This is a genomic window from Flavobacterium sp. N3904 (assembly GCF_025947305.1).
Classification (GTDB): Bacteria; Bacteroidota; Bacteroidia; order Flavobacteriales; family Flavobacteriaceae; genus Flavobacterium.
In genome coordinates, this window is the sequence record NZ_CP110009.1 from 312,112 (window position 1) to 327,614 (window position 15,503).

15 protein-coding genes and 2 tRNA genes are annotated in these 15,503 nt (G+C 32.5%); 4 read left to right on the plus strand and 13 right to left on the minus strand.

Translation table 11 applies throughout. The features are described 5' to 3' along the window. Positions 1–200 precede the first annotated feature (200 nt). Positions 201–644 carry a hypothetical protein gene (locus OLM57_RS01410; RefSeq protein WP_264565457.1) on the minus strand — a complete coding sequence of 148 codons (444 nt, stop codon included), beginning with the start codon at positions 642–644 and terminating at the stop codon, positions 201–203. Between the two features lie 146 nt (positions 645–790). Between OLM57_RS01410 and OLM57_RS01415 the strand changes: the two genes are divergently transcribed. Further along, the gene (locus OLM57_RS01415) at positions 791–1,432 is read left to right on the plus strand and encodes an O-methyltransferase (protein WP_264565458.1); all 642 of its coding nucleotides are present in this window, start codon (positions 791–793) and stop codon (positions 1,430–1,432) included. Between the two features lie 21 nt (positions 1,433–1,453). Here OLM57_RS01415 and OLM57_RS01420 read toward each other — a convergent pair whose 3' ends face one another. The 9 genes from OLM57_RS01420 to OLM57_RS01460 all read right to left on the minus strand — a co-directional run bounded on the left by OLM57_RS01420 (position 1,454) and on the right by OLM57_RS01460 (position 8,867). Next, positions 1,454–2,041 carry a phosphatase PAP2 family protein gene (locus OLM57_RS01420; protein WP_264565459.1) on the minus strand — a complete coding sequence of 196 codons (588 nt, stop codon included), beginning with the start codon at positions 2,039–2,041 and terminating at the stop codon, positions 1,454–1,456. Next, the gene (locus OLM57_RS01425) at positions 2,041–2,439 is read right to left on the minus strand and encodes a twin-arginine translocase TatA/TatE family subunit (RefSeq protein ID WP_264565460.1); all 399 of its coding nucleotides are present in this window, start codon (positions 2,437–2,439) and stop codon (positions 2,041–2,043) included. Before OLM57_RS01425 ends, OLM57_RS01420 begins: the two co-directional genes overlap by 1 nt. 149 nt (positions 2,440–2,588) lie before the next feature. Continuing rightward, positions 2,589–4,832, minus strand: a complete 2,244-nt coding sequence (locus OLM57_RS01430) for a M1 family metallopeptidase (RefSeq protein ID WP_264565461.1) — start codon at positions 4,830–4,832, stop codon at positions 2,589–2,591. A 64-nt stretch (positions 4,833–4,896) separates the two neighbouring features. Continuing rightward, positions 4,897–5,400 carry a DUF6702 family protein gene (locus OLM57_RS01435; RefSeq protein ID WP_264565462.1) on the minus strand — a complete coding sequence of 168 codons (504 nt, stop codon included), beginning with the start codon at positions 5,398–5,400 and terminating at the stop codon, positions 4,897–4,899. Next, entirely contained in the window at positions 5,397–6,155 is a 759-nt protein-coding gene (locus tag OLM57_RS01440) for a carboxypeptidase-like regulatory domain-containing protein (RefSeq protein ID WP_264565463.1), read from the minus strand. Before OLM57_RS01440 ends, OLM57_RS01435 begins: the two co-directional genes overlap by 4 nt. A gap of 192 nt (positions 6,156–6,347) precedes the next feature. Next, the gene (locus tag OLM57_RS01445) at positions 6,348–7,073 is read right to left on the minus strand and encodes a carboxypeptidase-like regulatory domain-containing protein (RefSeq protein ID WP_264565464.1); all 726 of its coding nucleotides are present in this window, start codon (positions 7,071–7,073) and stop codon (positions 6,348–6,350) included. Between the two features lie 29 nt (positions 7,074–7,102). Next, positions 7,103–7,918 carry a carboxypeptidase-like regulatory domain-containing protein gene (locus tag OLM57_RS01450; protein WP_264565465.1) on the minus strand — a complete coding sequence of 272 codons (816 nt, stop codon included), beginning with the start codon at positions 7,916–7,918 and terminating at the stop codon, positions 7,103–7,105. After that, complete coding sequence (locus OLM57_RS01455) at positions 7,908–8,639, minus strand: carboxypeptidase-like regulatory domain-containing protein (RefSeq protein WP_264565466.1); 732 nt, start codon at positions 8,637–8,639, stop codon at positions 7,908–7,910. The genes OLM57_RS01450 and OLM57_RS01455 overlap by 11 nt, the downstream gene beginning before the upstream one ends. Positions 8,640–8,681: 42 nt before the next feature. Beyond that, positions 8,682–8,867 (minus strand): hypothetical protein, encoded by a 186-nt coding sequence (locus tag OLM57_RS01460; RefSeq protein WP_264565467.1) that lies wholly within the window; start codon positions 8,865–8,867, stop codon positions 8,682–8,684. Between the two features lie 148 nt (positions 8,868–9,015). On the opposite strand from OLM57_RS01460, the gene pepE reads away from it, so the two are divergent. Continuing rightward, complete coding sequence (gene pepE / locus OLM57_RS01465; protein WP_264565468.1) at positions 9,016–9,723, plus strand: dipeptidase PepE; 708 nt, start codon at positions 9,016–9,018, stop codon at positions 9,721–9,723. A gap of 139 nt (positions 9,724–9,862) precedes the next feature. On the opposite strand, the gene OLM57_RS01470 is transcribed toward pepE, so the two are convergent. Then, a tRNA-Gly gene (locus OLM57_RS01470) sits at positions 9,863–9,938 on the minus strand. 52 nt (positions 9,939–9,990) lie between these two features. Continuing rightward, a tRNA-Gly gene (locus OLM57_RS01475) sits at positions 9,991–10,063 on the minus strand. A 454-nt stretch (positions 10,064–10,517) separates the two neighbouring features. On the opposite strand from OLM57_RS01475, the gene OLM57_RS01480 reads away from it, so the two are divergent. Beyond that, on the plus strand, positions 10,518–12,089 hold the full coding sequence (locus OLM57_RS01480) for a L,D-transpeptidase family protein (protein WP_264565469.1): 1,572 nt from the start codon (positions 10,518–10,520) through the stop codon (positions 12,087–12,089). Here OLM57_RS01480 and OLM57_RS01485 read toward each other — a convergent pair. Continuing rightward, a complete protein-coding gene (locus OLM57_RS01485) occupies positions 12,078–12,800 on the minus strand; it encodes a murein L,D-transpeptidase catalytic domain family protein (RefSeq protein ID WP_264565470.1) in 723 nt (240 codons plus the stop codon). The genes OLM57_RS01480 and OLM57_RS01485 overlap by 12 nt on opposite strands. Before the next feature lie 187 nt (positions 12,801–12,987). Between OLM57_RS01485 and OLM57_RS01490 the strand changes: the two genes are divergently transcribed. Further along, positions 12,988–15,387 (plus strand): carbohydrate binding family 9 domain-containing protein, encoded by a 2,400-nt coding sequence (locus OLM57_RS01490; RefSeq protein WP_264565471.1) that lies wholly within the window; start codon positions 12,988–12,990, stop codon positions 15,385–15,387. Positions 15,388–15,503 lie beyond the last annotated feature (116 nt).

Below are 15,503 nucleotides of genomic sequence, written 5' to 3' on the forward strand. Positions count from 1 at the left end.
ATTTTTGACGCTCTAGACGTCATTTTTGACGTTGTTGACGTCAAATTTGACCCTATACCACGTCATTTTTGACGCTCTAGACGTCAAACTTGACATTCTGGACGTCAAACTTGGCTTTGTTTAAGTCACATATAGGATTACTGTCGTTATTTTTTACGTTTTTTGAGTAATTTTAAAAAGCTTCATAAGAAAAGGTTTGACTATTTATTATAAAAACTAATTTTACCAGCATTAGCTATAAAAGTATTATTTTTTTCTACTCCAATATTAATTTCATCAATTGCAACATTAATACTATCATACTTTTTATTGAAAATAATTTTATTGTTAAATCTATCAACTATTGAATATTTAAAAAAATAAAAAGTATAAAACTCACCATTAGTCGAATAATAAAAATTTAAATCTGATTCAATAAACGGAATCTTTTTAGTTATTCTACCACTAACTGTATTAAATTCAGACTGAATATAAGTTCCTCTTTCATACATTTCTCGTAATGTAGCAGTATCTTTTATGGATGTCATAGCTATATTAAAATTTGTATTATTTTTAAAAGTAAAAAAAATAGTCTCTTCAGCACATTTTGTACTCAAAAGAGACATAGCAATAACGAAAATAAACAAATTTAGTTTCAATTTCATGATGCAATTATTTTGAAATGTATAAAAAACGCAACCTTGATTATTTTTAAAAACCCATATTCAAACCATTTACAAAATCAAATATAACTCCTTTTTTATAAATGTTAAATGAATAACTTTGTGGCAAATTTCAACACCACACAATAATGCATTTCATTTCCCAAGAATTAGAAGATTATATAGAACAACATTCCGAAAAAGAACCTGCATTGCTGGCGGCTTTAAATAAAGAAACTTATCAAAAAATATTATTGCCCAGAATGCTGAGCGGTCATTTTCAGGGACGTGTTTTGAGTATGCTATCCAAATTAATTAGACCGGTAAATATCCTGGAAATTGGAACGTACACGGGCTACTCGGCTTTGTGCTTGTGCGAAGGCATACAGGAAAACGGGCAGTTGCATACGATTGACATCAAGGAAGAATTGGTTGATTTTCAGCGCAAGCATTTTGACAAATCTCCTTGGGGAAAGCAAATTGTGCAACATTTGGGAGAAGCTGTCGCTATTATCCCGAAACTGGATTTAAAATTTGATTTGGTTTTCATTGATGCCGACAAAGAAAATTACTTAAACTATTTTGAAATGATTTTGCCCAAAATGAACAAAGGCGGTATTATTTTATCCGATAATGTTTTGTGGAGCGGCAAAGTTTTGGAACCGATTCATCCCAATGACATCAGTACCAAAATTCTGGTCGAATACAATCAATTGCTTAAAAATGACCCACGAGTAGAAACTGTTTTATTGCCTATTCGTGATGGATTGACGGTAAGTAGGGTGATTTAAAATTCAAAAAAAAATCCGATTCTAACGAATCGGATTTTTTTTACCTTCTGAAATAATTTCCTTTTTGATCGCCCATTGGTAGGCTTTATACATTGCATATCCAGTAATTAGTCCACACAAATAACCCGAAAGAATATCCAGTGGGTAATGCAAACCTAAATAAATACGGCTGTAAGCAAAAATTAAAGGCCATAGAAATAGAAATCCAAAATATTTGAATTGTTTCTTAAAGATAAGATACAAAAAGGTCGAAACTGCCATGGTATTGGCCGCATGTCCTGAGAAAAAACCAAACGAAGTACGCACTTGAACGACTCTTATAAAAGTATTGATTTCGGGATTACTGCAAGGTCTTAATCGCTTGAAAGTAAATTTAAACACATTGGTTATTTGATCTGTTGCAGCTACAAGAACAGCAACAAAAAGCAATAAATACAGTGTTTGTTTGATTCCTAGTTTTTTATAAATGAGATAAAATAGAAGTAAAAAAAAAGGAATCCAATTGACTTGTTTGGTCATAAAAAGCCAAAAACCGTCATACGTTTCGGACCCTAAACCATTGAGATAAATAAATAATTGTGTATCTAGAGAAAGTATTTTTTCAAGCATTACATTTGGCGTTTTACAGGACCTGTTAAATCGTCTAAAAGTGGTGTACCATCTGGATTTGTAGTACCACTTATCACACTGTCTTTGGTTTTATTTACTTCGGATGTGAATGTATCTGCAATTCCAGAAAATGTATTGGATGTTTCCCCTAAAAGATTAGTCTTGGCTTTATTGATTTCAGAATTGATACCACCCGTTATGTCGTTCAACATTTTCTGATCAAAACCGTTGGCCTCTGCTCCTTTTTGAATCTCACTTTTGATGTCATTGGTTGCATTTTTAAGCTGTGCCATCGCTTTACCCATTGTTCTTGCCATTTCAGGCACTTTATCAGACCCAAAAAGCATCAATACGATAAACATGATAAAAACTAATTCGCCTCCTCCTATTCCAAACATAATTTTTGTATTTAATGAGCAAAGATATTAAAATTTGAAACTTAGTCTTTTAAAATTGTCTTAAAAAAAATTGCTAAGACACTAAGTTATTAAGCTTTAAAAATCTTAATAACTTAGCACCTTAGCAACTCAGTGCCTACTTTCTTAAATTAATCAAATTTTGATTTTACCTCTACTTTAGGCCAAGCATTATTGGTCACATCAATATCGGCAGTTTCCAGTTTTGGATCGATTAGAATTTGCTTGATTGCTTTATCTGTTGCATAAACCTTTTTGGCTGTTTCATTGTTTTTTCTCCAAATTTGTGCTGGATATTTGTAATTATCAACTGTTCCGTCTTCGTATGTAATTTGAACAATAATTGGCATTGGCATTCCGCCTGGCTTATTGAACTCTACCTCGTAAAAATATTTTGGGTTTTTCAAAGTTGCTTTTTCTTCTGCTGAAAGATTTTGATTAATATAATCTGAAAGTAGTTTCACTTCATCAATTTGCAAAGCTTTCTTAGAAGCAGGGTTCAATTCGGCATTATCTCCAGCAATCAAATAAACAAACGGTCCTTTTTCTTGCCCAGAACGACCTTTTCTCACTTTGGCATCTTTTAGAGCGGCAGTTGGAGTTTCTGTAACATAATATTGTTTTACCTCATTAATCCCAATATCTACAAAATCTGTTGAATAAAACCATCCTCTAAAAAACCAATCCAAATCGACTGCCGAAGCATCTTCCATAGTACGGAAAAAGTCCTCTGGAGTTGGGTGTTTGAATTTCCAACGATTAGCATAAACTTTGAATGCATAGTCAAACAGCTCACGACCCATAATCGTTTCTCTAAGAATATTAAGTCCCGTTGCCGGTTTTCCATATGCATTATTTCCAAACTGAATAATACCCTCAGAATTCGACATAATTGGTTCCAAGAACTTTTGATCACCACTCATATAGGGAACAATATTTTTGGCTGGGCCACGTCTGGAAGGAAAATTAGTTCCTAATTCCTGTTCAGCCATATATTCCATAAAAGAATTTAAGCCCTCATCCATCCATGTCCACTGACGCTCGTCTGAATTTACAATCATTGGAAAAAAATTGTGTCCCACTTCATGTATCACAACACCAATCATTCCGTTTTTTATTTGTTCACTAGTCACTCCGTTTTCATCAGGACGACCAAAATTCCAACAAATCATAGGATATTCCATTCCTTGGTCTTCTGCCGAAACAGAAACTGCTTTTGGATAAGGGTAATCAAAAGTGTGGGAAGAATAACTTTTTAAAGTATGAGCAACTGTTTTGGTGGAAGTTTCTCCCCAAAGCGGATTGGCCTCTTTTGGATACACCGATTCTGCCATAACCACTTTACCACCCAATTGCACCGCCATTGCATCATAAATAAATTTTCTTGACGTTGCTATTCCAAAATCCCTAACGTTCTTAGCGCTAAATTTCCATGTTTTTTTCTTATCAGAAAACCCTTTTTCGGCCGCTTCCGCTTCCGCTTGAGTTACAATAACCACAGGTTTATCAAATGATTTTTGAGCCAATGCATATCTTTTGACTTGTTCTGGAGTAAACACTTCGCTTCTGTTCATCAACTCTCCTGTTGCATCCATAACATGATCTGCTGGAACAGTAATGTTTACATCAAAATTCCCAAAAGGCAAAGCAAATTCTCCTCCACCCCAAAACTGCATATTCTGCCAGCCTTCAACATCATTGTACACTGCCATTCTTGGATAAAACTGTGCAATTACATATAATCTGTTATTTTCTTTTTCGAATAATTCGTATCCCGAACGACCTCCGTCTTGTTGGTAATTATTGATATTGTACCACCATTTTATAGAAAAAGACATAGTCGTACCCGGCTTCATTGGTGTTGCCAGATTGATACGCATCATCGTTTGATTTATTGTATAGGACAAAGGATTTCCTTTCGCATCTTTTACATATTCAATGTTAAAGCCACGATCTAAACCTTGCTTCAAATATTCGTTTGCAAATTTATTTACGGGCAGAACTTGGTCAATTTTTTCGCTTTCCGCCAATGGAGATTGCGAAGATTTGGCAGCTTGATTTTGATCCAGCTGTATCCATAAATACTCCAAATTGTCGGGAGAATTATTATAATAAGTAATGGTTTCTGAACCACTTAATTTAGCGTTTTTATCATCTAGTTCCACATCGATTTTATAATCGGCTTGCTGTTGATAATATGCTGGACCTGGGGCTCCTGATGCAGTACGAAACATATTGGGCGTAGCCAATAAATCATACATTTGACTGAACTTATTGGTGTCATACTTTCCCGGTTGTTTTGCTGGAGCAGTAACCGCTTTTTCCTGCGCCAATAAAATAGAGGGAAGAATAAATAATAATGAGAATTTTTTCATAAACTAGAATTGGGTTAATTTAGGGCGTGAAAATAACAATTATAATTAGATTTGTTATTATCTGTCAATATTTTAACACTTGTTTTGTAGAAGAGTCTGTAAAAAGGAAACTGTTTTTAATGCCAAAAGCAGTTATATGAACAATGTTTTGCTGTTCTGAAATCCAATCTATCAAGACAGAATTGTTGATTTCGAGTGAAGTGATTTTAGATATTTCTTTTACATTCAAATAACAAACAAGTACATCTCCATCTATTTCTTTACTTAAGAAATTCATGGTTTTTGTTTGTCCGTTTACTTTTAAAGAGAAATTCTCGGCAAGATATTTTTTAAGTAAAATTAATCCTTCTTCGGTTTCCTTATCGCCGCCAATAAAGAGTTTTTTTTTGTATTTTTTCTCCAAAGCCTTATTCAAGTCGTCCAAAAAAATACGCGCAGTAATTTGAAGCATCTTCTTCTCGGGAGCATAATTTATTTGATAAATCGCCATATAAAATTTATGAACGCCAAAACTGCTCAATGAGAGTAAAAAAACACTAAAGAATATACAAACAATTATTTTTTTCATTTTTCAAAAGTAGCAATTTTTTTAAACTCGACGTTTTTAGAAATCAAAAAATCCATGATTTCAAATTGCTGATTTTGAGAAATAAATGTTTTAGATTTTGGATCGTTTTCGCAAAATAAAAGAAACAGACCAACTTGATCCTCATGCAGCTTTAAATCATTTACAAAAAACGAATAACTGACGCTTTGTAATGCAACCGATGTAAAACTCATATCCGAAACTAAATCGGATTTCTCAGGATTGTTTTTTAATAAATTTTTAAAAATTTTATTATAAACCCGAATGACATCCAAATTATTTGGGTCTCCTGTCCCGGTAGGCGGTATTAAATTATTGACTGGAGACGACATTTTATCACCATAATATTGAGTGTCAACTATTTTTTGTGTGTTTCCAAATTCAGGATGAGGACCATTTTTGGCATATACCACAACTTCTATCAATTGATTCGCAATAGCATTCAATTTTACTCTAAAAAAGGAAGTTTTGATATCATTGTCTGAAAGAACTATTCTTTTTGATTTGAATCCTAAACTTGTAAAAACCAATGTGTCTTTTACTTTTGCCAATATACTAAAATGCCCTTGGGGGTCAATAATTGAACCTGTTTTTGCATTCAGATTAAAAACCAAACCGTTCTCTACTGCAATTGAATCATTTACTGCTTTTCCATGTACCGTTTTTCTTGTCAGGACTTGACTAAAACCAAATTGAAAACACAACAACAAAATTAGAATTCTTAGTTTACCGTTCATATCTAGTTTATTTAAATTTAAAAAATGAATCGTTGTAGAATAATACACCTTTTCACTTATTAAATTTACAACTTTATTTTAATCTATCTGCCTACAGTAACTATTATTCTTTTATAAAAAACATAACTGCTTTATTTTTTTAAGCGGACTGGCTAAAACAACAATGGTCTACTAAAAACAAAACAATCAATCCTAATTTATTTCGCATATTCTTTTTTGATTGTAATCCGAAGCCAAAGCTGTGATCAAGAACATACACATTGTTTTGTTTTTTGAATTTAAAGTTTTAACAAATTCGGTATCTTCTATGCAATAATACTGAAAACCCTTGACAAGTTCTTCGGGAATATGTAACGTTTTTGTGTAATATTTATCTCCAAAAAGATATTCCATTTTTTTTAATAGAAACTCTTTCTTTTCAATTTCAACATTCATTTTAAGGATATCCCTTTCGCCCGAAACAAAACTAAAAAGTCCTTGAATTCCGCCAGAATTGGAATACAACCTCCGCTCTTGTGGAGTAAATTTAATTTGTCCTCGCGGAATTATTCCTAAATTTTCTGCGGTAATATTTGCGTATTTATTTATAACAACCTCCTCCAATTCGACAGTATTGAAAGTCAGGTTAACTTCCATTATACCCGATTGATATTCGTGTTTGTAAACGTATTTCCGCAAATACTTATAATCTATACTTGAGAAATTCAAAATATCTCCATCTTTTGCCACAATTGAAAAACATCCGTTTTCATCGGAAACTGCAATCATTTTGTTAGCGCAATTGAAAATACTGATTCCTTCTAGTTTTGTGGTGTCTGAAACTACAGTACCTGTAATGATTTTTTCAACATTGTTTTGCGCGGCCAAGAACTGATTTTGACCTAAGAAAACAAGCAATATAATTAAATTATTTTTCACAAAAATTGGATAAAGGTTTACGTTTAATACTAATGAATTTCGTCATTAATTTCTCTATTGCTATTATAATTGGACGCCAATCCTGTTATTAAAAACATGCACATAGTCTTATTTTTAGAATTCAAGGCATTCGCAAAATCGGTATCTTCAACGCAATAATATTGAAAGCCTTTAATTTGTTCTTCGGGAATTTTCAAGGTTTCTATGTAATATTTCGCATCAAACAATACATCTAATTTCGCCATTAAAAATTCTTTTTTCTCAACTGATACCGCTTTTTTGAGCATTTTAGTTCTACCACTTATCGCGTTCAAAATGGGGTCAACGGCCAAAAGACCACCCAATAAACCCAATAAATGAATAGGTTTAAAATCTCCAGCCGTTTGCAATTTTCTTTCAGCTGAAGTTAACTTTACCTGATCTCTAGGAATAATTCCAATGTTTTCGGCAGAAATTTCAGGATGTTTATTCACAATTACTTCATTCAATTCAACACTCATTGCTGTCATATTTATAACAATACTACCCAAATTGAATTCCTCCTTGTTTATATATTTCCGAAGCGGATCGTAATTTACAGATGAAAAAATCAAAATATCACCCTCTTTTGCCAGAATAGAAAAATTCCCATAAGAATCTGAAACTGCACTCCTTTTACTATTTGAATTAGTAATATTTATACCTTCCAACGGAATAAAATTGGAAGTTATTTGCCCTTTAATCCATTTTTCTGTACTGACTTGTGCCGTCAGCAACTGAGCAAGAAAAAAGAAAAGAAATAAAAAAGTAAAATTATTTTTCACAAACAATGGATTGGATTTATAATTTCTAAAGCTATTTGTCATTTTGATCGGATGCTCTATTCTTATTGTAATTTGACGCCAGTCCAACAATCAAAAACATAGACATTGTCTTGTTTTTAGAATTCAAAGCATTCTCAAAATCTAAATCTTCAACACAATAATACTGAAAACCTTTAATCTGTTCTTCAGGTATTTTTAGGGCATCTATGTAATACTTATCCTCAAAAAGAAATTCTAGCTTGTGCATTAAAATTTCTTTTTTTTCGACAATTATATTCTTTTTTAGATTTTCCAACTCACCAGTTAATGCATTTATAACGCCAACAATTCCTCCAGAACCCGCATTAAGTTTTCGTTCTGCAGGTGTCAATTTTACTTGACCTTTGGAAATTAATCCCATGTTTTCTGCTGAAATTTCAGGATGTTTATTAATAATGACTTCACTCAATTCAACGCTCATTGCTGTCATATTTATAACAATACTACCTAAATTGAATTCCTGTTTGTTTATATATTTTCGAAGCGGATCGTAATTTACAATAGAGAAATTCAAAATATCTCCTTCTTTCGCTAGAACAGAAAAATTCCCATACGAATCTGAAACAGCACTCCTTTTACTATTTGAATTAGTAATATTTACAGCTTCCAACGGAATAAAATTGGAAGTTATTTGCCCTTTAATCCATTTTTCTGTACTGACTTGTGCCGTCACTAACTGACTAAGTAAAATGAAAATAAATAAAAAGGTAAAATTATTTTTCACAAATGAATTGATTATTTAAAAATGATTTCTTTTTTGAAATCATTAATTATTATTTTTCAAGGCACTCAAAGGCTGCTGCACCTTTGTTTGCTCCTTTTTTATTGACTTTGTGTCTTGAATTTCTATGCCATTTTTATTAGCCAAACCTTCATTTGAAGACTCTTTCGGAACGAATTGAAAAGCCGTAAATACTAAAAATTGAATTAAACAAAGTATAATTTTAGTCATAGTTTTCATTTATAGAATGTAAAAGTATTCCAATCCCATCCAAATTAATTACTAATGGTTTGGTAAAAGTTTGTTAATTAAAACCATTGTTTCAACACTCCAAAAAAAATTCATTTTATACCTTTACAAAATCTTATCAAGACAAAAAATGAAAAATTGCATCATCGCCAGTACCTCAACGCTTCACGAAGGAGGCTATCTAGACTATTTATTGCCAGAATTGCGTTTGCATTTTAAAGATTGCCAAACGCTGCTTTTTATTCCATTTGCAAGACCAAGCGGCATGACGCATGAGGACTATACCGCAAAAGTTGCTTTGGCTTTTGCCAAAATAAATATCGCAGTACTAGGAATTCACGAATTTGAAAATCCGACAGAAGCCATACAAAATGCAGAAGGGATTTTTACCGGTGGGGGAAATACTTTTTTACTGGTCTCTCAATTGTACAAGTTCAACCTTATGACGATACTGGCTGACACAATCAAAGCAGGAACTCCCTATTTGGGATGCAGTGCAGGAAGCAATATTTGCGGATTGACAATGCAAACGACAAATGACATGCCAATAGTTTATCCTCCCAGTTTTCAAACCTTGGGAATAATACCATTTAATTTGAATCCGCATTACTTGGATCCAGACATTAACTCTCAACACATGGGAGAAACCAGAGAAACAAGGATCAAAGAATTTCATGCATTTAATTCATTACCCGTTTTGGGGCTACGCGAAGGAAGTTGGCTTGAAGTTAAAGGAAATAAAATTATTTTAAAAGGAAATTTGCAAGCACGCCTTTTCAGACAAAACCAATTACCCGAAGAACTAGAAACAGGAAGTGATTTGAGTTTTTTAAATTAAAACTCACATTAAAAAAATAAACCATTAAGATATTAAGAATAATTAAGCTTTAAAAAACTCTTAATGTATCTCAATATCTTAATGGTTTAAAAAATAAATTTTTAGATAAAAAAAAACCTCAAACTTACATTTGAGGTTTTGGAGCGAAAGACGAGGCTCGAACTCGCGACAACCAGCTTGGAAGGCTGGAGCTCTACCAACTGAGCTACTTTCGCATTAATCATTAAAATTTTACCCTTTTTAAACCAAAAATAAATTTGATTTTAGAGCGAAAGACGAGGCTCGAACTCGCGACAACCAGCTTGGAAGGCTGGAGCTCTACCAACTGAGCTACTTTCGCATTACTGAGGGGCAAAGATAATTAATAAAAATAGTTATTTGCAAATTTTTTTTGAAAAATAAATCCACGTTAACCTTTGCTTTTTACAACCATTTTAAAACTAAATTGTTATACATTTATTTTTTCTCATTTCATTTTCAAAACATCAAAAAAACAAGCGTTTTAGGCACTTATTATGTTAGACATTCTATCTTAAGTAAGGGAAAACCAATCTAAAGTTAGCAATTTGATCGAGACAATTTACCATCAACACATTATTTTGATTGTTTAAAAAAAATGAAAGAGTAGGAATTATATTGATACTCAAAAATAATAACAGCATCTTTGTAAACAAAAAGCAATATCAAATTTTGGAAGAAAGCCTTAGTTCAATGTCAAAACAAAAATATCAAAAAGGTATTTGGTTCGAAATCGAAGGTGTTGGAGAATATGATTTAATGTTTAAAAAATAAAAATGAATAAACTCTACTTATATATATTTTTTATAGTTCTGATCGGTTGTAAAAAAGAGTCTACAATTGACTCGTTAATAAATTCTAAAAGCTCAGAAAAAGAAGGGTCAATTCTCGACATAGACACTCTTTCATTAGCTCCATTCAAAAGCAAACCACTGGCTGATTTTTATGATTCCAACGACAATAAAACCGTTTGGCAATTAGAAAAATATAGAAAAACAGTCCTGAAATATCTTAAAAATTGCGAAACCGAAGGATTAAATCCGTTAGATTACAATACTCCGAAGCTACTGGAATTCGAAAAAAAATTTTCCGAATTAGATGAAAACCAGCAAATAAATTATGATTTATTGCTTACTTATAATTTTCAAAAATACCTTACCCATCTTCATAACGGAAAACTCAATCCTCGAAAATTATATATCAATTGGGATTTACATATTCCTGATTTCAACACAAATGAGGTCATAAACCAGGCCTTAGATGACGATTCTTTTGATGAAGAAATAGAAAAATGTCAACCCATAGCTTTGACTTATAAAAAATTAATTAAAGCGTTACAGCTCATCAATGAATTTCCTAAAGATACATTAATGAAAATCGTTAGTGAAGAAAAAATAAAGCCAAACGATACTAATAAAGCCATTATTAACATCAAAAAGCGATTGCTGTTTTGGAACGATTTAAAAACCAAAGACAGCATCACTTCCTATTATGACGAACAAACTGTTGAAGCGGTCAAGAGATTTCAAACGCGTCATGGATTGACATCTGATGGCATTATTGGGAAAAGCACAATTTCTGCACTTAATTTTACCAAAGAAGACCGAAAACACCAGATCATTGCCAATCTGGAGCGTTGGAGATGGTTTGCAAAGTCATTTGCAGAGAATTATATTCTTATTAATATTCCAAATTACAGTTTGAATGTAGTCGAAAATCAGGCTATTACCATGACAAAAAGGATAGTTGTAGGGAAGATCAAAAGGAGAACACCCATATTGACTTCTTCATTGCAAACAGTAGTCTTCAACCCAACATGGACAGTCCCTCCGACAATTTTAAAAGAAGACATTATTCCTGAATTGACAAAAAACCGGGATTTCTTAAAAAATAAAAGCATTGCGATTTTTGACAATAAAAACAATGAAGTTGACCCCAAAGATTGGAATGAAAAAAAACCAAATGGTTACAGATACGTACAAAAGCCAGGCTATTATAACTCTTTGGGAGTTGTAAAAATAACTTTTCCTAATACTCATAGCGTCTATTTACACGACACTAATCATCGAAATTTATTTGAGAGAAATAATAGATCTTTGAGTTCAGGTTGCGTTCGGATAGAAAATCCATTGGAATTTGCTCAACTCTTATTAAACGACCCAATACAGTATTCGAGAGAAAAAATAGATTCAATTGTAGCAACTAAAAAAACAATCTTTCTGGGAATAAAGAAACATTTTGCAATCTACCAATGGTATTGGACTGCTTGGAGCGAAAATGACGAGTTAATTTTCAGAGACGACATTTATAATCTTGATGCCGATTTGTATGCAAAACTAAGAGATTAGTTTTTCTTCTTTAGCTTTGTTTATAGATGGATGATAAATATACAAACATGATTTGTCTTTTATTACAGAAATAATTTCGGCTGCCAATTCTACTGGTACTGCAGGACATCCCTGACTTCTTCCCAATCTTTTGTTTCCTTTAATAAAAGAATCTGAAACATAATTTGCACCGTGAATTACAACCGCTCTCTCGCGTGCATGATCATTCAATCCCTTTTCTAAACCATCTAGCTTAAGTGAAAGTCCATGTTTTCCATTATAAACTTCGGCAGTCGCATAAAACCCTAAACTGCTTTTGAACGATTCGGGAGAATTGGAAAAACTATTTGCAAATTCTTCGCCAGTATTTCTGCCGTGCGCAACTAGTGATTGAAATAAAACTACATTTTTGGATAAATCAATAACCCAAAGTCTTTTTGTATTAGAAGATAAACTAAAGTCAACCAATGTAAGAATGTCTTTCTTGATTAATCCTTTTTCTTTTAAGATATAGAATCCTTTCAAAGCTTCAGTAAAACTCTCCAATTTTGGCAGTTCAAACTGATTGGCTTGCAATGTATTGTAAACCATTTCGACTTTGGCGTCAAAACTGGATTTAACAACTGCTGCGATTCTCTTAGTAGGAATTAATTTTGAGGAATTTATTACTTTTTCACTAGAAGTAAATGAAAAAAACATAAAAACCGACGCAAGAATTGACTTATAAATCATTGAAAATCTTTTAGTTATACATCTTTTGGGGAGAACAAAAGTACAAATAAAAAACACTTATCAAAACAAAAACGCATTTTATCGGTAAAATTTAACACTTAATCGATTTTAAAATTTGCATTATATTATTGCAAAACATATATTTGTAATACAATATATCATTTTTTTGTACAAAAACATACTTTTTATGACAAAATACTGCTTATTAATTGCTTTTTTTATAGTGATAGGTAGCAGCGTGCTTTATGGTCAAAAGAAAGTACTTCAGGCGAAATCTATTACAGAAAAAATTACGATTGATGGTAACTTGGATGAACAAGTATGGAAAACTGCCAATGTTGCTACTGATTTTATCATGTACACACCTGACAATGGGAAACTTATAAACGAAGACAAGAAAACAGATGTAAAAATTCTTTATGATAATGATGCGGTTTATATATCAGCGGTTATGTACGATAATGATCCGAGCAAAATTCAGAAAGAAATTACGCATAGAGATGTTTTGGGAGTTGATGATTATTTCTCTGTCTCCATTAACGGGTTTAATGATGGTCAACAAGATTTTCGCTTTTTTGTAACTGCTGCTGGCGTTCAACTGGATTGTATTGCTCTAGAAGATAGCGAAGATTTTACTTGGGACGCCATTTGGTTTAGTAAAGCAACCCTAACCGATTTTGGCTGGGTAGTCGAAATAAAGTTGCCTTACGCTGCTCTACGTTTTCCTAAAGAGAAAAAACAAACTTGGGGCATCAATTTTATGCGAAATATAGAGAGGGATGTTCAAAAATACACCTGGAATCGAGTGAATAATGAAGTCCATGCTGTAATAGCTCAAGAAGGCATCCTGGAAGGCATTGAAAACATTAAACCTCCTACTCGTCTTTTTTTCATTCCCTATTCTTCTTATTATTACCAAAAAGATGATTATAATTCAGACCAAACCTTTAAAGCAGGTTTGGATATAAAATACGGAATCAATGATTCCTTTACACTTGATTTAATTTTAGTACCCGATTTTGGCCAAACCAAATTTGACAATGCCATTTTAAATTTAGACCCTTTTGAACAGCAACTAGATGAAAACAGGCCTTTTTTTACAGAAGGAACTAATTTATTTACCAAAGGAAATTTATTCTATTCCAGAAGAATTGGAGGTTTTCCGTCTACCATTCCTGAGATTGCAGACAACGAAGAATTTGTAGAATTTCCTAGCTCTGTCGATTTAATAAACGCGATTAAATTAACCGGACGAACGGATAAAGATTTGGGAATTGGTTTTTTGAATGCTATAACCGAAAAGACCTATGCCACAATTGAGAATACTGACACCGGAGAAACCCGCAAAGAAGTTGTCGAGCCTTTAACCAATTATAATGTTATAGTTCTTAATCAAAGATTTAACAAAAACTCGTCTGTTTCGTTTGTAAATACCAACACTCTGAGAAACGGCAGCTTTCGAGATGCTAATGTTTCAGCAGTATTATTCGATTTGAACACTACAAAAAACACCTACACACTAAACGGAGATTTTAAATATAGCACTGTCAAGACAGTTGAAGATTACGATGGATTTAAAACAGCCCTGAATTTCGAAAAAACAAGCGGAAAATTTAGATATGGATTATCGGCCAAATACCTTTCGGAGAACTACGATACAAATGATTTAGGAATTCTTTATGTAAACAATTACAAAAATGCATATGGCAGCATAAGCTATCGAATATTAAACCCCACAAAAGTTTTTAACACCTTTAGTATTAGTGAAGAAGCCAATATCGAAAAACAAAACACAACCAATAAAATGCAAGAGTTTTGGCTTAAAACTTTGATCCAAGCGACATCATTAAAAAACAATTATTTTGAATATGCATTAGTTATCAATCCAGTTGAAACTTTCGATTTTTATGAACCCCGAGCAACTGGAAAATATTCGTATATTCCAAGAAGAATCAGCTCTTATGTAAACTTCACATCCAACCAAAATAATGCTTTTACTCTTGCCATAACACCAACGATTTCAAAATTTGATGAACAAGGCCGTGTTTTATACAGCATTTATGCCAGCCCAAAATATCGTTTTAATACCAAAATCTCATTAGACTTTGCTTTTGATTACACCACAAAAAAGAATGATAGAGGATGGGTGGCTTTTGATAATGATGATATTATTTTTGCCGAAAGAAATAGGGAGATTCTTCAAGAAGATCTTACTGCAAAATATGCCATAAACAATAAAATGACAATCAACTTGACAGCAAGATATTACTGGTCTTGCTCAAGCAATCATGAGTTTTTTACTTTGCAGGATGATGGTCATTTACTTCCTAATCCAACATATTCTGAAAATAAAGATCGAAATTTCAATTCATGGAATTTTGACTTATACTATTCGTGGTGGTTTGCTGCCGGAAGTGAAATCTCATTTTTATATCGAAATTCGGCATTAGAAAGGACAGATATCGTCGAAACTGATCTTCCAAATAACTTAAAAAACATTTTCAATAGTAATCTCAATCACATCTTATCGGTAAGCATTCGCTATTCAATAGATTACAATAATGCTAAAAATGTTTTTAAAAATTAAATACATCTAGTGTAACAATACCCAAATTAAGGAGTCTATTAACCCAAACCTTTCTTTTTCAAAAAATTTCATCGAATTTGCATCAGTTGGTTTTTATTAATTTTATAATTCCAATA

What these genes read in the sequence shown, in the direction of transcription:
- OLM57_RS01410 (WP_264565457.1), bottom strand. Translation starts at nt 644, where the DNA reads ATGAAATTGAAACTAAATTTGTTTATTTTCGTTATTGCTATGTCTCTT.
- OLM57_RS01415 (WP_264565458.1), top strand. Translation starts at nt 791, where the DNA reads ATGCATTTCATTTCCCAAGAATTAGAAGATTATATAGAACAACATTCC.
- OLM57_RS01420 (WP_264565459.1), bottom strand. Translation starts at nt 2,041, where the DNA reads ATGCTTGAAAAAATACTTTCTCTAGATACACAATTATTTATTTATCTC.
- OLM57_RS01425 (WP_264565460.1), bottom strand. Translation starts at nt 2,439, where the DNA reads ATGTTTGGAATAGGAGGAGGCGAATTAGTTTTTATCATGTTTATCGTA.
- OLM57_RS01430 (WP_264565461.1), bottom strand. Translation starts at nt 4,832, where the DNA reads ATGAAAAAATTCTCATTATTATTTATTCTTCCCTCTATTTTATTGGCG.
- OLM57_RS01435 (WP_264565462.1), bottom strand. Translation starts at nt 5,400, where the DNA reads ATGAAAAAAATAATTGTTTGTATATTCTTTAGTGTTTTTTTACTCTCA.
- OLM57_RS01440 (WP_264565463.1), bottom strand. Translation starts at nt 6,155, where the DNA reads ATGAACGGTAAACTAAGAATTCTAATTTTGTTGTTGTGTTTTCAATTT.
- OLM57_RS01450 (WP_264565465.1), bottom strand. Translation starts at nt 7,918, where the DNA reads ATGACAAATAGCTTTAGAAATTATAAATCCAATCCATTGTTTGTGAAA.
- OLM57_RS01460 (WP_264565467.1), bottom strand. Translation starts at nt 8,867, where the DNA reads ATGACTAAAATTATACTTTGTTTAATTCAATTTTTAGTATTTACGGCT.
- pepE (WP_264565468.1), top strand. Translation starts at nt 9,016, where the DNA reads ATGAAAAATTGCATCATCGCCAGTACCTCAACGCTTCACGAAGGAGGC.
- OLM57_RS01480 (WP_264565469.1), top strand. Translation starts at nt 10,518, where the DNA reads ATGAATAAACTCTACTTATATATATTTTTTATAGTTCTGATCGGTTGT.
- OLM57_RS01485 (WP_264565470.1), bottom strand. Translation starts at nt 12,800, where the DNA reads ATGATTTATAAGTCAATTCTTGCGTCGGTTTTTATGTTTTTTTCATTT.
- OLM57_RS01490 (WP_264565471.1), top strand. Translation starts at nt 12,988, where the DNA reads ATGACAAAATACTGCTTATTAATTGCTTTTTTTATAGTGATAGGTAGC.